The organism is Caulobacter sp. CCNWLW153, assembly GCF_036889365.1.
Classification (GTDB): domain Bacteria; phylum Pseudomonadota; class Alphaproteobacteria; order Caulobacterales; family Caulobacteraceae; genus Caulobacter; species Caulobacter radicis.
Map to the genome: position 1 here is coordinate 150,488 of NZ_JBAKFV010000013.1, position 17,114 is coordinate 167,601.

The 17,114-nt window shown below is 69.2% G+C and carries 19 protein-coding genes and 1 pseudogene; 13 read left to right on the forward strand and 7 right to left on the reverse strand.

Features of this window, described 5'->3' with window-relative positions:
• The 7 genes from V6S85_RS19670 to erpA form a co-directional block, all read right to left on the reverse strand.
• Window positions 1-2,505 (reverse strand): TonB-dependent receptor plug domain-containing protein, encoded by a 2,505-nt coding sequence (locus V6S85_RS19670; protein ID WP_334349987.1) that lies wholly within the window; start codon window positions 2,503-2,505, stop codon window positions 1-3.
• Window positions 2,506-2,666: 161 nt separating this feature from the next.
• The gene (locus V6S85_RS19675) at window positions 2,667-3,038 is read right to left on the reverse strand and encodes a hypothetical protein (RefSeq protein ID WP_334349988.1); all 372 of its coding nucleotides are present in this window, start codon (window positions 3,036-3,038) and stop codon (window positions 2,667-2,669) included.
• A 66-nt stretch (window positions 3,039-3,104) separates the two neighbouring features.
• On the reverse strand, window positions 3,105-4,007 hold the full coding sequence (locus V6S85_RS19680; protein WP_334349989.1) for a hypothetical protein: 903 nt from the start codon (window positions 4,005-4,007) through the stop codon (window positions 3,105-3,107).
• Window positions 4,008-4,071: 64 nt separating this feature from the next.
• Window positions 4,072-4,860: an exodeoxyribonuclease III gene (xth, locus tag V6S85_RS19685; protein WP_334349990.1), complete on the reverse strand. Its 789-nt coding sequence runs from the start codon at window positions 4,858-4,860 to the stop codon at window positions 4,072-4,074.
• A gap of 118 nt (window positions 4,861-4,978) precedes the next feature.
• Window positions 4,979-6,076, reverse strand: coding sequence for a 3-deoxy-7-phosphoheptulonate synthase (locus tag V6S85_RS19690; RefSeq protein WP_334349991.1), 1,098 nt, complete (start codon window positions 6,074-6,076; stop codon window positions 4,979-4,981).
• Between the two features lie 97 nt (window positions 6,077-6,173).
• Window positions 6,174-6,257: a hypothetical protein gene (locus V6S85_RS19695; RefSeq protein ID WP_101711352.1), complete on the reverse strand. Its 84-nt coding sequence runs from the start codon at window positions 6,255-6,257 to the stop codon at window positions 6,174-6,176.
• Between the two features lie 68 nt (window positions 6,258-6,325).
• A complete protein-coding gene (erpA, locus tag V6S85_RS19700; RefSeq protein ID WP_116567498.1) occupies window positions 6,326-6,658 on the reverse strand; it encodes an iron-sulfur cluster insertion protein ErpA in 333 nt (110 codons plus the stop codon).
• Window positions 6,659-6,735: 77 nt separating this feature from the next.
• Here erpA and V6S85_RS19705 point away from each other — a divergent pair, with 77 nt between their 5' ends.
• From V6S85_RS19705 to V6S85_RS19765, 13 genes and pseudogenes are all read left to right on the forward strand, one after another.
• Entirely contained in the window at window positions 6,736-7,920 is a 1,185-nt protein-coding gene (locus V6S85_RS19705) for a deoxyguanosinetriphosphate triphosphohydrolase (protein ID WP_116567496.1), read from the forward strand.
• Between the two features lie 133 nt (window positions 7,921-8,053).
• Window positions 8,054-8,854 (forward strand): cell division protein FtsN, encoded by an 801-nt coding sequence (ftsN, locus tag V6S85_RS19710; protein WP_334349992.1) that lies wholly within the window; start codon window positions 8,054-8,056, stop codon window positions 8,852-8,854.
• A gap of 11 nt (window positions 8,855-8,865) precedes the next feature.
• Window positions 8,866-9,894 carry a beta-N-acetylhexosaminidase gene (nagZ, locus tag V6S85_RS19715; RefSeq protein ID WP_116567492.1) on the forward strand — a complete coding sequence of 343 codons (1,029 nt, stop codon included), beginning with the start codon at window positions 8,866-8,868 and terminating at the stop codon, window positions 9,892-9,894.
• Window positions 9,891-10,715 carry a segregation and condensation protein A gene (locus tag V6S85_RS19720; RefSeq protein ID WP_116488641.1) on the forward strand — a complete coding sequence of 275 codons (825 nt, stop codon included), beginning with the start codon at window positions 9,891-9,893 and terminating at the stop codon, window positions 10,713-10,715. The genes nagZ and V6S85_RS19720 overlap by 4 nt, the downstream gene beginning before the upstream one ends.
• A gap of 166 nt (window positions 10,716-10,881) precedes the next feature.
• Window positions 10,882-11,547: an SMC-Scp complex subunit ScpB gene (gene scpB / locus V6S85_RS19725; protein ID WP_116567490.1), complete on the forward strand. Its 666-nt coding sequence runs from the start codon at window positions 10,882-10,884 to the stop codon at window positions 11,545-11,547.
• A 136-nt stretch (window positions 11,548-11,683) separates the two neighbouring features.
• The gene (locus tag V6S85_RS19730; RefSeq protein WP_058349436.1) at window positions 11,684-11,908 is read left to right on the forward strand and encodes a twin-arginine translocase TatA/TatE family subunit; all 225 of its coding nucleotides are present in this window, start codon (window positions 11,684-11,686) and stop codon (window positions 11,906-11,908) included.
• 103 nt (window positions 11,909-12,011) lie between these two features.
• Window positions 12,012-12,623: a Sec-independent protein translocase protein TatB gene (gene tatB / locus V6S85_RS19735; RefSeq protein ID WP_334349993.1), complete on the forward strand. Its 612-nt coding sequence runs from the start codon at window positions 12,012-12,014 to the stop codon at window positions 12,621-12,623.
• Window positions 12,620-13,522 (forward strand): twin-arginine translocase subunit TatC, encoded by a 903-nt coding sequence (gene tatC, locus V6S85_RS19740; protein WP_116567485.1) that lies wholly within the window; start codon window positions 12,620-12,622, stop codon window positions 13,520-13,522. Before tatB ends, tatC begins: the two co-directional genes overlap by 4 nt.
• Window positions 13,523-13,565: 43 nt before the next feature.
• The gene (locus V6S85_RS19745) at window positions 13,566-13,814 is read left to right on the forward strand and encodes a ribbon-helix-helix domain-containing protein (RefSeq protein ID WP_116567483.1); all 249 of its coding nucleotides are present in this window, start codon (window positions 13,566-13,568) and stop codon (window positions 13,812-13,814) included.
• A gap of 10 nt (window positions 13,815-13,824) precedes the next feature.
• Window positions 13,825-14,097: pseudogene (locus tag V6S85_RS19750) on the forward strand (type II toxin-antitoxin system RelE/ParE family toxin); the annotation flags it as partial.
• Between the two features lie 82 nt (window positions 14,098-14,179).
• On the forward strand, window positions 14,180-15,475 hold the full coding sequence (gene serS, locus V6S85_RS19755) for a serine--tRNA ligase (protein ID WP_334349994.1): 1,296 nt from the start codon (window positions 14,180-14,182) through the stop codon (window positions 15,473-15,475).
• Between the two features lie 159 nt (window positions 15,476-15,634).
• Complete coding sequence (gene surE / locus V6S85_RS19760) at window positions 15,635-16,441, forward strand: 5'/3'-nucleotidase SurE (RefSeq protein WP_116567479.1); 807 nt, start codon at window positions 15,635-15,637, stop codon at window positions 16,439-16,441.
• On the forward strand, window positions 16,441-17,100 hold the full coding sequence (locus V6S85_RS19765; protein ID WP_101716468.1) for a protein-L-isoaspartate(D-aspartate) O-methyltransferase: 660 nt from the start codon (window positions 16,441-16,443) through the stop codon (window positions 17,098-17,100). Before surE ends, V6S85_RS19765 begins: the two co-directional genes overlap by 1 nt.
• Window positions 17,101-17,114: the final 14 nt, after the last annotated feature.

Sequence of the window (17,114 nt, forward strand, 5' to 3'; positions counted from 1 at the left end):
TTAGAACTTGTAGCTCATGCCCACCCAGAACGATCGGCCCATGCGGTAGGGCTGGCTGGTCGACGAGGCGGTCACCGTCTGGGGCAGGGTGTCGAACAGGTTGGTCACCCGCACGTCGAGCCGCGCCTCGCCGTAGGCGGTCTTGGCCACCAGGGCCGAGACGTTGGCGTTGAAGGTGGTCTGGGCCTTGTAGCGGATCACGTCCCACACCGCGTAGCGCACGCCGCCCACGGTCTGGGTCGCGCCCGTCTCCTCGATCTGGTCGTAGCCCGAACGCCAGCGGGCGTTGAGGTTGGTGCGGATGCGGCCCTTCCACCAGTCGGCGCTCCAGTCGGCGTTGGCCAGGCCCGGCGCGGCGTAGTTCAGGCGCTGGTTGGTGGCGATGACGCCCAGCAGGCTGCGCACCTCGCCCTTGTAGTAGACCATCTCGTCGCCGTACTCGGCCTCGTCCGAAGGATCGACAAGGGTGTTGTCGCCCATGTTGTCCTCGGTCTTCGACCACGAGCCGTTCAGGCTGAAGGTGTGACGGCCCACGCCTCGGGTCCATTCCGCCGACAGGCCGCGGTACGAGGTCTCGCCGTCGTTGCCCAGATAGGTGGTGCGGTAGGTGTAGGTCTGGCCGTTGGTCTCGCGGACGTAGTTCTGCACTTCCTCGACGCCGGCCGTGAACTGGTCGCGGGTCTCGCGGGCCACGCCCTTCAGGCGCGCCACGCCGCCGAACAGCGGCTTGGAGAGCGCGAAGGTCAGTTCGTCCGAATAGGGGATGGCCAGGCCCGAGCCGGCCAGGCCGGCCGACACCGAGTGCGAGCTCAGCGTCCAGGCGCCCATCACCCGCTGGCCGCTCACGATCGAGCTCGTGCGATTGTAGACGTAGTTGCCCGGGTACTGCGACTTGATCGCGTAGCCGAGGAAGTCGCGCGAGTAGTAGCGGTTGGCGCCGACGGTGGCGGTGACGTCCCACGGCATCTCGTAGACCACCGACAGGCGCGGGGCGAAGTTGTGCTTGGAGATCAGGCTTTCGTGGTCGTAGCGCACGCCGGCGCGCACGGTCAGCGGGCCGCGGCTGACCTCGTACTCGGCGAAGGCGGTGACTGTGTCGACCTCGGCCGAGGCGTCATAGGCCTTGTAGAGGCTGTAGACGGTCAGGGCGGCGTCGCCGGCGATGCAGGCCGGGTCGCCCTGCGAGCAGACGATGCGGCTGTCGGCGACGGTGGTGCGGTAGGCGTAGTTGTCGACCGGGCGGCTCTTGCGGGCCTCCACGTGGCCGTAGTCGACGCCCAGGCGCACGTCGCCGCCGAACAGAGGCTGGTTCCAGCGCGCTTGCAGGCCGATGTCCTCCTGCCACTGGTCGAGGTCGCCGAAGCTGCCCTCGACGCAGTTGGTCGACGAGCACCAGTTGGCGTAGGCCGCGGTCGACGACCAGGTGAACAGGGTCCCTGGGGCGTCGCGGCCGCTGCGGGCCTTGGCGTAGGTGGCGGTCAGCGACCAGTCGGCCTCGCCGCGCTTGCCCAGCAGCTCGATCTTGCTGGTCAGGCCGCCGCCCTTCTGCGTCATCACGGCGTTGCGCGAGTTGTTGGCCGAGTTCTCGCTCGTATAGGGGCTGTAGGTGACCTGGCCGCGCAGGGTCAGGTCGGGCGCCAGGTCGACCTCGACCTTGGCCATGGCGTTGTCGGTGCGGCTCTTCAGGCCGAACGGCGTGCCGCCGTAGTTGGCGTGCCGGTAGTAGGTCATGTCGGTCTGCTGGCGGCCGCCGGCCAGCAGCACGCGCACCTTGTCGTTGATCGGCAGGTCGACCGAGCCGCTGACCCGGCACTTCTCGTAGTTCGGCGGCTCGGGCTCGACGCCGTTCAGCGCATCGCGGACCACGCCGGGGATCTTGAACGAGGTCAGGCTGTCGTTGCTGCAGCCGCCGGTGACCGAGGCGCCGAAGACGCGCGCGGGCTGACGGGTCTCGATCTGCACGACGCCGCCGGTGAAGCCGCCGTAGCGGGCCGAGACGTTGCTGTCGCGCACGGTCACCGATTCCAGCAGGTTGCTGTCCAGCCAGATCGACTGGGCGCTGCCGCCGGCGGCCTCGTTGTAGTCCTGGGCGTTGCCGATATCGACCACGTCCAGGCGGCTGTTCACGCCCACGCCGTCGATGGAGAAGTAGTTGTCGTAGAACTGGCCGCCCGAGATCGACACCTTGGCCGGGCGCATGTCCTGGATGCTTTCCTGCGTCGCCAGGCCCTGGTCGGAGTCGAAGTTGGCGAAGGGCAGGATCTTCAGGGTCTCGATGACGTCGCCGGTGCCGGGCGAGCGGTCCTCGATGGCGCGACGGGTGATCTTCGAGGTGCCCGAGTCGACCGGGTCGTTGGCCTCGTAGGCGCCGGCGGGCGGAGCGGCGGCGGTCGCCTCGATGCTGACCTTCGGCAGGCGCTCGGCCTTCTCGTCCTGGCTCCAGGCCTGGCCGGCCGCGCCCAGGGCCACGGCCATCGCCGCGGTCGTCATCATCGCTTGCTTCATCTACTCGCCCCGTACCAACGCTTGTGCGTATCAATCGCAATTAAGGGCGGGGGTCTTAGGCGCGTTGAGATCGACTCGCAACTACGGGATGGCCGCAGTTGGCAAAAAATGGGCGGAATTTGGGTGGACGCGACGAGCCGGCGTCCGGCAAGGGCTTACCGCTACTTGCGTCGGTCTTTCAGCTCTTCCAGGAAGCGATATTCCAGCGCCTGCTCGAACTCGCTGGCCTCGACGAAGCGACGCTTCATCGACAGGCCGGGAAAGCCGGCCTCGTCGGCCGGTTCGGCCGTGGCGCGTGCCGGCTTGAAGCGGGGACCCCGATGAGGGGCGCTCGCCGGCTGGGCGGCGGGCAGTTCGCCAGCGTCGGCGGCTGCTAGATGCTCGGCGGTCTCGGCCGGGCTGACCACGCCGTCGCCGTCGCGGTCGGCCAGGTTCAGCACCAGCCTCTGCGGCGCAGGAGCGGCGGCCGGCGTCTGGGCCAGGGCGGGAGCGGCCAGCAGCAGGGGCAGGGCCAGGGCGGCGAAGCGGATCATGGCGCGTCTCCACGAGAAACGGGAGCGTGCCTCAGGCGGCGGCGCCATGCAACCCGGGCGGGAGCCTCAGTATTCGTCCTCGTCGTCCAGGTCGAACGGCAGCTCGTCCTGGTCGCCCCTGGCGTCGCGGGCGGCCTTGGACACTGGCTTGTAGGGACGGTCGGGCGGCAGGTAGGCCGGCTCGTCGGCGGTGTCGCCGTCGTCGGCCCAGGCGTGGATGGGGGCGTCGGGATCCGACCACGGCGGATCGGCGGCCTCGGGGCCGTCGTCGATTTCCTCGAACAGGGGCGCGGTGGCGACGGCCGCGGCGGCGGCTCCCGTCGTCACGGCCTCGCGGGCCGAGCGATAGGGCTTGGGCTTGTCGGCTGGGGCGGCGGGTTCGGCGCGGCGGGCGATCTCGGGCTCGGCGGCCTTGGCGGCGGCCGGCGAGGGGCCGCGCGGGGCCAGCGGGCGGCGCACGATCGCCTCGGCCCGGGCCAGCCAGCGGTTGGCCTCCTGGATCGCCAGGGCGGGCGAGCGGCTCTGGCGCTGCTGCTCGTCGCCCTCCAGCCACAGGTCCAGCTCGAAGTCGGGATGGCGCGGGTCGTCGAAGATCAGCCGCAGGCAGACGCGGGCGGCCTGCTGCACGATCTGGTCGATGGCGCGGCGCTGCTCGCCGCGGAACACCCGACCCACCACCTGATTGTCGACCGACAGTTCGGCGCCCATCAGTTCGTCGATGCGGTAGAGCAGGCACCAGGTCCCGCTGTCCCAGGCCACGGCGGCGGTGTTGGTGTCGAACGAGAAGCCAACGCCCTTGCCGCGGCCACGCGCGATGATGACGGTCTCCGGCTCGCCCTTCAGCACGTGGCGGAGGGCGCGGCGGATGCGACGCTCTTCGTCCATGAACCAGATGGCCGCGCTGCCCATGAAGGTGACGGCCGACCCGGCGATGGCGACGAGTAACAGGAGGCGCCAGAACTCGCTCATGGCGCGGAGGCTAGCGGCGTTCGCGGATTCGCGACAGAGGCGCCGGCTACCGGTCCTCCAGCCGTCAGAGCGTCAGGGTCGCGACGACCGGCACGTGGTCCGACGGCTTTTCCTTGTCGCGCTCGTCGCGGTGGATCTTCACTTCGGCCAGCTTGTCGGCCGCCTGGGGCGAGAGCAGCAGGTGGTCGATGCGGATGCCCAGGTTCCGGGGCCAGGCGCCGGCCTGATAGTCCCAGAAGGTGTAGCCGCCGGGCGTTCCGTCCGCCTGCATGTAGGCGTCGGTGAAGCCGAGGTTCTTGAGCGCCCGGAAGGCCGCGCGGCTCTCGGGCTGGAACAGGGCGTCGCTCAGCCAGGCTTCCGGATTGGCCACGTCCTCGACCTCGGGAATGACGTTGTAGTCGCCGGCTATGACCAAGGGCTCTTCGAAGGCGAGGAGCCCCTTGGCGTGCTCGTGCAGGCGGCGCATCCACGACAGCTTGTAGGCGAACTTCTCGGTGCCGATCGGATTGCCGTTGGGCAGGTAGATGCCGATCACCCGCACGGGCTTGGGGCCCGAGATCACCGCCTCGACATAGCGCGCCTGCTCGTCCTCGGCGTCGCCGTCCAGAAGCGGCAGGCCTTTGCGGACGTCCTCGACCGGATGTTTCGAGAGCAGGGCGACGCCGTTGTAGGTCTTCTGGCCGTGGACGACGACGTTGTAGCCCAGGCGTTCGAAGGCCTCGGCCGGGAACTTCTCGTCGACGCACTTGATCTCCTGCAGCACCGCGACGTCGGGCGCCTCGGCCTCGAACCAGGCCAGGACGTTCTCCAGGCGGGCGTTGACCGAATTGACGTTCCAGGTGGCGATGCGCATGGCGGGCTCCGATAGGCGGGCGGAGGCTAGGGGGCGGCGACCTCGCGCTCAAGCCATGCGGGCGAGATTTCGGGGGATAGGGAGGGACGCCCCTGGGGCATCCCTCCGTCTAGGCGTCTTAGGCCTTGCGCGCCAGGCGACCCGCACGGACGGCTTGCGCCAGGTCTTCGAGCATGCGCACCGACGTATCCCAGTCGACGCAGGCGTCGGTGACCGACTGGCCGTAGGTCAGGGGCTTGCCGGGAACGATGTCCTGGCGGCCGGCCACCAGGTTGCTCTCGATCATCACGCCCATGATCGGCGAGGCCCCGCTCGCCACCTGGGCGGCGATGTCGGCGACCACGGCCGGCTGGTTCTCGTGGTTCTTGCCGCTGTTGGCGTGGCTGGCGTCGACCATCAGGCGCGGCGGCAGGCCGGCCTTGCTCAGCGCTTCCGCCGCCGCCGCGACGCTGGCGGCGTCGTAGTTGGGGGTCTTGCCGCCGCGCAGCACCACGTGGCTGTCGGCGTTGCCGGTGGTTGTGGCGATGGCGGCGCGGCCTTCCTTGGTCACGGCCAGGAAATGGTGCGGCTGGGCGGCGGCGGTCACCGCGTCGACCGCGACCTTCACGTCGCCGTTGGTGCCGTTCTTGAAGCCGACCGGGCACGACAGGCCGGAAGCCATTTCGCGGTGGATCTGGCTTTCGGTGGTGCGGGCGCCGATCGCGCCCCAGGCCACCAGGTCGGCGATGTACTGCGGGGTGGTGACGTCCAGGAACTCGCACGCCGCCGGCAGGCCCTGGGCCGAGACGTCGAGCAGCACGCGGCGCGCCAGGCGCAGGCCCTCGTTGATGTGGAAGCCGCCGTCCAGGCCCGGGTCGTTGATCAGGCCCTTCCAGCCGACCGTCGTGCGCGGCTTTTCGAAGTAGACGCGCATGATGACTTCCAGCTCGCCGGCGTGGCGCTCGCGCTCGGCGGCCAGGCGGGTGGCGTAGTCGATGGCGGCCTTGGGATCGTGGATCGAGCAGGGACCGATCACCACCACCAGCCGGTCGTCGCGGCCGTGCAGGATCTCGTGCACCGCCTGGCGCGAGCCTTCGACGATCTCGGCCGTCGTCGAGGTGGCCGGCGCTTCGCCGATCACCTGGGCGGGCGGGCTGAGGGTCTGGAGCTTCTGGATGCGCAGGTCGTCGGTTGGGACGGGCAGCGAGACGAGGGTGGCGGCGGTCGAGGATGGCATGGCGTGCTCCGGAAAATTCGCGGGGTCCGGCGGCCATTAAAAAAGCCGCCCGGGGAACCCCTGGCGGCTGGTGAAAGGCGTTTTAGGCGGCCTGATCTCAGGCCAAACGATCCCCTCCCGGCGCCAGAGGCGTCGGATAGCTAAAGTACCAAAACAGCTGTTGGCTGGCGGCGAGGATCATGGCGGGGACCGTAGAGCCTAGTTTGGCGCGTGTCACGCCATAAACTTGAGAGGAGCGGGAAGGGGGCGTCAGATCGAGAAGCTGACGCCGCAGCCGCAGCTGGACTTGGCGTTGGGGTTCCTGACCCGGAACTCGGCGCCGGCCAGTTCGTCGACGAAGTCGATCTCCGAGCCCTTCAGCAGGGCCAGCGACACGACGTCGACCAGGGCCGCGGCGCCGTCGCGCTCGATCTTCAGGTCGTCGTCCTGCGCGGCCTCGACCAGGTCGAACCGGTACTGGAAGCCGGAGCAGCCGCCGCCGTCGACCGCCACGCGAAGCATCACCTCGCGCCCCTCGGCTTCGGAAAGGGCGTGCAGCCGGCGGGCGGCGTTGGAAGAAAGCGTAACGGTGATGTCGGTCATGGCTGTGGAAACTTGATCTATCGCATATATGAGGGCGACCGCGCTCCGGGAAAAGGGGCGATCAGCAAAGGCCGCTCATGTCGACGTCTCCGTTCGCCGTCCCCCGCGCCCCCTACGCCGAAGATCCGGCCAAGTCACGCGGCCGGCGCTATCAGGAAGACGAGAGCCGCACCCGCACGCCGTTCGCGCGTGATCGCGACCGTATCATCCACACCTCGGCCTTCCGCCGGCTGAAGGAAAAGACCCAGGTCTTCGTCGCCCACGAGGGCGACCAGTTTCGCACCCGCCTGACCCACTCGCTGGAAGTGGCGCAGATCGCCCGCTCGCTGGCCACCGCGCTGGGGCTGGACGCCGATCTCGCCGAGACCATCGCCCTGGCCCACGACCTGGGCCACCCGCCGTTCGGCCACGCCGGCGAGGACGAGCTGGAGCTGCAGACCAAGGAGTTCGGCGGCTTCGACCACAACGTCCAGACCTTCCGCGTGGTGACCGAGCTGGAGCACCGCTATCCCGACTTCGTCGGCCTGAACCTGACCTGGGAAACGCTGGAAGGGGTCATCAAGCACAACGGCCCGGTGATCCATAAGCTGGGGCAGCCGTCCTGGAAGGCGATCTCCAAGTACGACGGCGAGTACGGGCTCAAGCTCGACACCTGGGCGTCGGCCGAGGCGCAGGTGGCGGCCCTGTCGGACGACATCGCCTACAACAACCACGACATCGACGACGGGGTCGAGGCGGGGCTGTTCTCGCTGGACGAACTGATGGACGTGCCGCTGATCGGCCCGATCCTGGCGGCCGTGCGCAGCGAGCGGCCCGATCTCGACGCCCGGATCACCCGCCTCGAGGCCGTGCGCCGGATGATCGGCGCCATGGTCGACGACGTCATGGGCGAGACCCTGCAGCGCGCGGCGATCACGGGCGTCTCGTCGGCGGATGAAGTGCGGGCCTTGCCGCACGCCCTGGTGTCGTTCTCGTCCGACATGCTGGAGGACCTGGCCCGCCTGCGCGAATTCCTGCACGCCAGGATGTACCGTCACTGGCGCGTGAACCGCACCCGCAGCCAGGCGCGCCGCATTCTGGCCGAGATGTTCACGCTGTTCTTGGCCGAACCCGAGGTGCTGCCATCGGAATGGTTCGCCAAGTCGCAGAACCGCGACCAAGCCGGAAGGGCTCGCGTGGTGTGCGACTACATCGCCGGCATGACCGACCGCTTCGCCATCGAGGAACACCGCAAGCTGTTCCATTTGGATGTGTGGAGCTGAGTCCGCGCGCCGGGCGACCCACGACCGTCGAGGGTGCGACAGTTCTGAACGGCCATCGGGTCCAGTAGAGTAGGGACTTGCGCGCGTGATTCGCACATGGTGAACGCGCGCCGGAATTCTGGAGCCTTTTTCGATGTCCGACCCGCACCGCGGCGCCTATGCGCCGCCCACCGATGCGCCGCTTTCGTTCGATGCGCGCCAGCCGGTGCGCGGGTCTCGGCCCTTGCCGCTGACCCTGATCATCAGCGCGGTGGTGCTGGGCACGCTGCTGGTGGCGGTGTTCCTGATCTATCGCAACGGCGTGCGCGGTCCCAACGACGCGCCGCGCACGGTCGGCGAGCCCGTGGCCGAGATCAAGGCCGCGCCGGCGCCGGACCAGAACAAGCCCGACGAGGCCGCCGGCCTGCAGATCTACAGCCACGAGAACCCGACGGCCTCGCCGACCTACGCCGCGCCGCCGGAAGAGCCGATGGCCCGCCCGACCGCGCCGCCGCCGGCCGCTCCGGTGCAGAGCGCCAGCCTGCCCCCGGCCAAGGCCGCCGTCACGGCGCCCAGCGCCCCGGTCGCCGCTCCGCCGGTCGCCAAGCCGGCCGCCAAGCCCGCGCCGGCGCCCAGCATCGAGAGCCTGGCCACCGCCGCCGTGGCCCCGCCGAAGCCGGCCGCCGCGGCGCCCAAGCCCGCCGCGGTCGCCTCGGGTCCGGCCAGCGTCCAGATCGGCGCCCTGTCGTCGACCGCCCTGGCCGACAAAGCCTGGAACGACGCGGCCCGCATCTCGCCGGGCCTGGCCGCAGGCAAGGGCAAGAAGGTCGAGGCGATCGACAAGAACGGCACCACCCTCTACCGCACCTCGGTCACGGGCTTCTCCAGCCGCGCCGACGCCAAGGCGTTCTGCGACGCCCTGAGCGCCGCGGGCAAATCCTGCTTCGTGAAGTAGGCGAGGGCCCTATGAGCACGTCGACCGCCGCCATCCTCGGCTGCGCCGGGACCGTCCTGTCGGCGGAGGAAGCCGCCTTCTTCCGCGATGTGCGGCCCTGGGGCTTCATCCTCTTCAAGCGCAACATCGAGACGCCCGACCAGGTTCGGAAGCTGACCTCGGCTTTGCGCGAGACGGTCGGGCGGCCTGACGCGCCGATCCTGATCGACCAGGAGGGCGGCCGTGTCGCCCGCCTGCAGCCGCCGCACTGGGGAAAGTATCCGCCGGGCCGCGCCTATGGCGAACTGGTCGCCAACGATCCGCTGGTCGCCCGCGAGATCACCCGCCTGGGCGCGCGCCTGATCGCCCACGACCTGACCTCGCTGGGCATCAATGTCGACTGCGTGCCGGTGCTGGACGTGCCCGACCCCAAGGGCCATGAGATCATCGGCGACCGCGCCTATGGCGACACGCCCGAGCAGGTGGCCACGCTGGGCCGCGCCGCCGCCGAGGGCCTGTTGGCCGGCGGCGTGCTGCCGATCATCAAGCACATCCCCGGCCACGGGCGCGCCATGGCCGACAGCCACCTGGAGCTGCCGGTGGTGAAGGCCAAGCTGGCCGAGCTGGAAGCCCGCGACTTCGCCCCGTTCCGGGTGCTGTCGGACATGCCGATGGCGATGACGGCCCACGTCGTCTACACGGCCATCGACCGCCGCCGCCCGGCCACCACCTCCAAGAAGGCCATCAAGCAGGTCATTCGGGGCTCGCTCGGCTTCGACGGCCTGTTGATGAGCGACGACCTGTCGATGAAGGCGCTGTCGGGCGACTTCAAGCAGCGCGCCAAGGACAGCCTGTCGGCCGGCTGCGACGTCGTCCTGCACTGCAACGGCGACATGGACGAGATGAAGGCCGTGATGGCCGGCGTCGGCAAGATGTCCAAGGAGGCCCGCCGCCGCGCCCAGGCCGTGATGGGCCGCCTGGTCAAGGTTCCCGAGCCGCTCGACGTGGCCGAGGCCCGGGCCCGCTTCGACGCCGCCTTCGACGGCCGGTACGCCGGGTGAGCACGGGCTTTCAGCCCACATTCGACTTCGCGGCCGCCCGTGAGGCGGCCGAAGACGGCGCGGCCCTGGTCATCGACATCGATGGCTACGAAGGGCCGTTGCACGTCCTCCTGGCCCTGGCCCGCAACCAGAAGGTCGACCTGCTTCAGCTGTCGATCACCCGCCTGGCCGAGCAATACCTGGCCTTCGTCCAGCAGGCCCGCCGGGTGCGCTTCTCGCTGGCCGCCGACTACCTCGTCATGGCCGCCTGGCTGGCCTACCTGAAGTCGCGCCTGCTGCTGCCCAAGCCCGAACGCCCCAAGGCCGAAGAGCCGCCGGCCGAGGAGATGGCCGCCCAGCTGGCCTTCCGGCTGGCCAAGCTCGACGCCATGCGCCGGTCGGTCGAAGCCTTGAAGGAGCGTCCGCAGCTCAAGCGAGACGTCTTCACGCGCGGCGATCCGGACGCGGTGAAGATCGTTTCCTCGACCCGCTTCGAGGGCGACCTCTATGCCCTGATGAGCGCCTACATCAGCCAGCGAAAGCGCGAGCACGGCCGTCACTACGCGCCACGCCCGCCCCAGGCCTACCCGCTGGAAGACGCCCGCGACCGCCTGCGCACCTTCCTGCCGAGGATGGAGGAGTGGACGGCCCTGTCCGGCGTCGCCCCGGTCGAGCGCTGGGAGGAAGACCCCGACGGCCCCACGCCGGCCAGCTATCTGGCCTCGACCCTGTCGGCCAGCCTGGAACTGGCCAAGGAGGGCGCGCTGACCGTCCGCCAGATGGGGGCGTTCGAGGAGATCTACCTGCGCACCCGGACGGATGGAGGGGAGGGGCTGTTGTGATGGTCGCGTCCCTGAGGAACCTCCCCCCGTGGGGGAGGCGGCCGCAGGCCGGTGGGGGGGCGTTTTCAGCTTCCGCCGCGCGTGGCCTGTTTCGTGGTCTCTCCCCCCACCGATCGCTGCGCGATCGCCTCCCCCACGGGGGGAGGTTCCTTGGCGCCGACCTCGCATGACCCTCGACCCCATCTTCACCGAACGCTGCATCGAGGCGCTGCTGTTCGCGGCGGCCGAGCCGCTCAGCGTCCAGGATCTGGCCAAGCGCCTGCCGGATGGCGCAGATATCAAGCAAGGCGTCGCCGACCTGCGCCTGACCTGGGCGGGTCGGGGCGTCGAGCTGGTCGAGGTCGCCGGCCGCTGGCGCTTCCAGACCGCCGCCGACCTCTCCTTCCTGATGACGGAAGAGCGCGAGGAGCCGCGTCGTCTGTCCAAGGCCGCCCAGGAGACCCTGGCCATCGTCGCCTATCACCAGCCCGTCACCCGGGCCGAGATCGAGGCCGTGCGCGGCGTGCAGGCCAGCCGCGGCACGCTGGACGTGCTGCTGGAACTGGGCCTGATCCGGATGCGCGGGCGCCGTCGCACGCCGGGCCGGCCGGTGACCTTCGGCACCACCGACGCCTTCCTCGAACACTACGGCCTGGCGAATCTGGGCGACCTGCCTGGCGTGGCCGAAATGAAGGCCGCGGGCCTGCTCGACCTCAACCTGCCGCCGGGCTTCACCGTGCCCGATCCCCTGGGTTTGCGCGACGACGAGGGCGAGGATCCGCTGGACGAGGGCGAGACCCCGGAATTCGCTCAGGATTTCCTGGGCGAGCTGGAAGGGGGCGACAAGGCCTAGCCCGGCTGGGCCGGGGCGCAATCGCCGCATTCCGTTCCGCTTGGCTCTACGCCACGCGGACGCCTATATTATCTGAGACATTGTAACGACACGCCGCAGCGGCTAAAGCGCCGCTGTCGCAAGGAGCACCGCCGTTATGGGTAGCATGAGCTGGATTCACTGGGTGATCGTGATCGCGGTCGTCGCCCTGCTTTTCGGCGGTCGCGGCAAGCTGTCCGGGATCATGGGCGACGCCGCCAAGGGCATCAAGGCGTTCAAGGACGGCCTGAAGGACGACAGCAGCCAGGAAGTGGCCGACAACAAGTCGACCGGCGCCCTGCCGCGCACCGAGGCCGAGAAGGAAGACCTGCGCAAGTCGTAAGGTCTCTGTTCGCCGCGCCTTCGCAAGCCGGGGCGCGGCCGCGTTTTTCATACTGCGCGGCCCAGGCCCTCCGCGGAGAGCCGGGCCGGTCTGAGGCGGTTGCATGCTTCCTGATATCGGCGGCGCAGAACTCCTGGTCATCGCCGCGGTCGCCCTGATCGTGGTCGGTCCCAAGGACCTGCCTGTTCTCCTGCGCAAGCTGGGCCAATTCGTCGGCAAGATCCGCGGCATGGCCAACGAGTTCCGCGCCAGCTTCGACGAGATGGCCCGCCAGTCCGAGCTCGACGACCTGCGTCGCGAGGTCGAGGCCATGCGCGCCGGCCAGTACGCCAATCCGGTGCAGGTCGCCGTCGACGAGGCCAAGGACGCCGGGGTCGACCAGGTGTTCGCCGACATCGACGCCAGCCTGAACAGCGGCTCGGTGCAGGCCCATCCCTACGCCGCCCACAACCCCGAGCCGGCCGCCGACGCCGCCGCGACGCTCGAACCGCCGGCCAAGCCCGCTCGCAAGCGCGCGCCCAAGGCCGTGGCCGAGCCGACGGTCGAGATCGTCGCCAAGAAGCCGCGCGCCAAGGCCGCCTCCAAGGACATCGGCGTCGCCGCCAAACCGAAGGCAGCCAAGGCCCCGAAGGCCGAAGTCGCCGCGGCGGCCGCCAAGCCGGCCCGCAAGCGCACCACCAAGACCGCCGCCTCCAGCTCGGACATCGTCTCGTGACCAATTCGATCGGACATGATCCCGAAGACGAGATCGAGGCCTCGCGCGCGCCGCTGCTCGAGCACCTGACCGAACTGCGCTCGCGGCTGATCGTCTGCGTCGTGGCGCTGTTCGTCGGTTTCGGCGTCTGCTTCTACTTCTCCGACCAGATCTTCCTGTTCCTGGTGAAGCCCTTCACCGTCGGCCAGCAACTGCTGGCGGCCCAGCACTCGGGCGGCAAGCACGGGCCGTTCGACCTGCTGCTGGCGCTCGTCGGGCTGAAGGACATCCCCATGGGCAACGCCAAGGCCCTCGAGCTCGTCTACACCGCCGCCCTGGAATTCTTCTTCACCAAGATCAAGCTGGCGGGCTTCGGCGCCGTGGTCCTGACCTTCCCGGTCCTGGCCTGGCAGCTCTATCGCTTCGTGGCGCCGGGTCTCTACAAGAACGAGCGGGGGGCCTTCCTGCCGTTCCTGCTGGCCTCGCCGTTCATGTTCATCCTGGGCGCGGCGCTGGTCTACTACGTGATGCTGCCGTTCGTGCTGTGGTTCTCGATGAGCCAGCAGATCTCGACGACCGCCATCAACATCCAGCTACTGCCCAAGGTGTCGGACTACCTGACCCTGGTGACCTCGCTGCTGCTCGCCTTCGGCCTGTGCTTCCAGCTGCCGGTGGTCGTGTCGCTGCTCGGCATGGCGGGGATCATCGACTCGAAGATGCTGCGGGCCGGCCGCCGCTACGCCATCGTCGGCGTGTTCATCGCCGCCGCCATCCTGACCCCGCCCGATCCCATCAGCCAGCTGACCCTGGCGATCCCAATGTGCCTGCTCTACGAGATCGGCATCTGGTGCGTGTGGCTGATCGAGCGCAGCCGCGCCAAGCGCGAGGCCGAGGAAAGCAAGGACGTGGTGGCGGTCTAGGCTGTCGTTTGACAATCCGGGCGGCCGGTCTCAGGCTGAACCCATGGCGACGATGAACGTCTCTCTGTCGGAAGACGCCAAGGACTGGGTCGACGAACAGGCCCGGACCGAGCGCTACGACACGCCTGCCGACTATGTGCGCGACCTGATCGAGCGCGACCGCGTGCGCCACGCCAAGATCCAGGCGATGCAGGCGCGGGTCGACGAAGCCCTGGCGTCGGGCGACAGCGAACACAGCATGTCCGAGATCTTGGAGATCGCCCGGGCGAGGGCCAGCGCGCTCGGCCTTTAGGCTCAGCCGCCGAGCCAGGGACGATCTTGTCGATATCTATATCGAAGGCGTACGCGCTTTCGGCCGGCGACGGGCCGAGCGTTATCATGCGGGGCTCGAAGAGGCGTTCGGCTTTCTGAAGGCCTTTCCACGGGCCGCGACTGAACGCGCGGACATCACGCCGCCGGTCCGCATCCATCCCTACAAGTCGCATGTCATCGTCTACATGGTGGACGGTAGCGGCGTACGCGTGCTCCGCGTTCGGCATGCTCACGAGGATTGGAGCGCCAATCCTGTCGGCTGAGGCCGCGCGAAAAGGTTGGCGCCCTTGCCGACGCGCCTTAGAGAAGGGCGTTTCTTAACGACTTCCTGCCGAGCTCACTCCGATGCACGACATCAAGGCCATCCGCGAAAACACCGAAGCCTACGAAGCCGCCTGGTCGGCCAAGGGCCGTTCGGGCGCGGCGTCGGAAGCCGTCAAGCTCGACGCCCAGCTGCGCGCGGCCCAGACCGCCCTGCAGGAAGCCCAGGCCAAGCGCAACGAAAGCTCCAAGCTGATCGGCATGGCCAAGGCCAAGAAGGACGAGGCCGAAGCCGCCCGCCTGATGGCCGAGGTCGAGGCGCTGAAGGGCCGCATGGCCGAGGCCTCGGAAGAAGAGCACCTCGTCGGCGCCAAGCTGAAGGACCTGCTGGCCAGCCTGCCCAACATCCCCGCCGCCGAAGTGCCCGAAGGCGAGGACGAGGCGGGCAATGTCGAGCAGCGCCGCTGGGGCGACGCGTCCAAGCTGCCGGCCGGTCGTCTGAACCAGCCCAAGGACCACGTCGATCTCGGCGCGGCCCTCGGCGGCATGGACTTCGAGGCCGCCGCCCGCATGAGCGGCGCGCGCTTCGTGGTGCTCAAGAAGGAGATCGCCCGGCTGGAACGGGCGCTCGGCCAGTTCATGCTCGACCTGCAGACGGTGGAGCACGGCTATACCGAGGTCAGCCCGCCAGTCCTGGTCAAGGACGAGGCCCTGTTCGGCACCGGCCAGCTTCCGAAGTTCGCGGAAGACCTGTTCCGCACCACCGGCGACCACTGGCTGATCCCCACCGCCGAGGTGTCGCTGACCAATCTCGTGCGCGAGCAGATCACCGGCGAGGAAGAGCTGCCGCTGCGCCTGACGGCGCTGACCTACTGCTTCCGCTCGGAGGCCGGCGCTTCGGGCCGCGACACCCGCGGCATGATCCGCCAGCACCAGTTCCAGAAGGTCGAGCTGGTCTCGATCACCACGCCCGACCAGTCGGAAGCCGAGCACGAGCGCATGGTCGAATGCGCCGAGACCGTGCTGAAGAAGCTGGAACTGCCGTTCCGCACCATGCTGCTGTGCAAGGGCGACATGGGCTTCGGCGCGCGCAAGACCTACGACCTGGAAGTCTGGCTGCCGAGCCAGGCGACCTATCGCGAGATCAGCTCGTGCTCGAACTGCGGCGACTTCCAGGCCCGCCGCATGGACGCCCGCTACAAGAAGGCCGGCGAGAAGGGCACGCACTACGTCCACACCCTCAACGGCTCGGGCCTGGCCGTCGGCCGCACCCTGGTGGCCGTGCTGGAGAACTACCAGGACGAAGCCGGCCGCATCGCCATCCCGGCCGTGCTGCAGCCCTACATGGGCGGCCTGACCCACATCGGGGGCGCTGCGTGATCGGATCCGCCTTCAAGTTCCTCCCCCGTGAAACGGGGGAGGGGGACCACGAAGTGGTGGAGGGGGCGAGGCTGGGCGCTGTTGCGGCGGTCGCCCCCTCCGTCACGTCGCCGATGGCGCCGCGCCACCTCCCCCGTTTCCCGGGGGAGGAGCAGTAAGATGCGCATCCTCCTCACCAACGACGACGGCATCCACGCTCCGGGCCTCGCCAGCCTGGAGCGCATCGCCGCGGCCCTGTCGGACGACGTCTGGGTCGTCGCGCCGGAATACGAGCAGTCGGGCGCCAGCCGGGCCCTGACCCTGGCCGACCCGCTGCGGGTGCGGAAGATCAGCGAGCGCCGCTTCGCCGTCGAGGGGACGCCCACCGACTGCGTGGCTCTGGCCTTCCAGGAACTGGTCGAGGGCGGCAAGCCCGACCTCGTCCTGTCGGGCGTCAACCGCGGCCAGAACCTGGCCGAGGACGTCACCCTGTCGGGCACCGTCGCCGGCGCCATCGAGGGGATGGTGCTGGGCGTTCCGGCCATCGCCCTGTCGCAGGCCATGACCTATTTCGCCGACGAGGTCGTCGCCCACTGGGAAACGGCCGAGCACTTCGCGCCTGGCATCATCCGCCGCCTGCTGGAAGTGGGCTGGCCGTCCGACGTGGTGATGAACGTCAACTTCCCGCCGATCCCGCCCGAGCGCGTCGATGCCGTGGAAGTGACCCGCCAAGGCTTCCGCGACTCGCACTTGCGGCGCATTGAAAAGCGGACGGACCTTCGTGGTCGCGACTACTACTGGACCGGCTTCACCGCCAAGCCGTCCAATCCGCCGGAGGGCACCGATCTGAAGGCCGTGTACGAAGGGCGCATCTCGGTGACGCCCCTGCATATCGACCTGACGCACAACGCCACCGTCGCCGCCCTCAAGGGCGTGCTGGGCGGAGCGCCGCCTAAGCTCGCCCCAAAGCCGGAGCCCGGCCTGTGATGGCGAGCGCCAAGCGCCCGGAAACGCCTGAAGCGCTGCTGAAGCGGCTGCTCGACGCCCTGAGGGCTCAAGGCGTCACCGATCCCAACGTGCTGTCGGCGATCGAGAAGACCCCGCGCGACCTGTTCACGCCCGATCTCTTCAAGGAGCGGTCGTGGGAAGACTCGGCCCTGCCGATCGCCTGCGGCCAGACCATCAGCCAGCCGTTCATCGTCGGCCTGATGACCCAGGCCCTGACGGTCGAGCCGCGCTGCCGCGTGCTCGAGATCGGCACCGGCTCGGGCTACCAGACGGCGATCCTCAGCCGAGTGTCGCGCCTCGTCTACACGGTCGAGCGCTATCGCACGCTGATGAAGGAGGCCGAGGCGCGCTTTGCGACCCTGGGCCTGACCAACGTCATCACCAAGTTCGGCGACGGCTGGGAAGGCTGGCGCGAGCAGGCGCCTTTTGACCGTATTATGGTCACGGCTGCGGCGCAGGAAGAGCCTAAGGGGCTCCTGGCTCAGCTCAAGCCCAACGGCGTGCTCGTCGCGCCCGTTGGTCGCGGGCCTGTCCAGAGCCTTCGCCGCTATGCCGGCGACGGGAAGGGGGGCTTCACGGTCGAAGCCCTGTGCGACGTGCGTTTCGTCCCGATCCTGGAAGGCGTCGCCCGCGAGTAGTGCGGGCCCGGCGT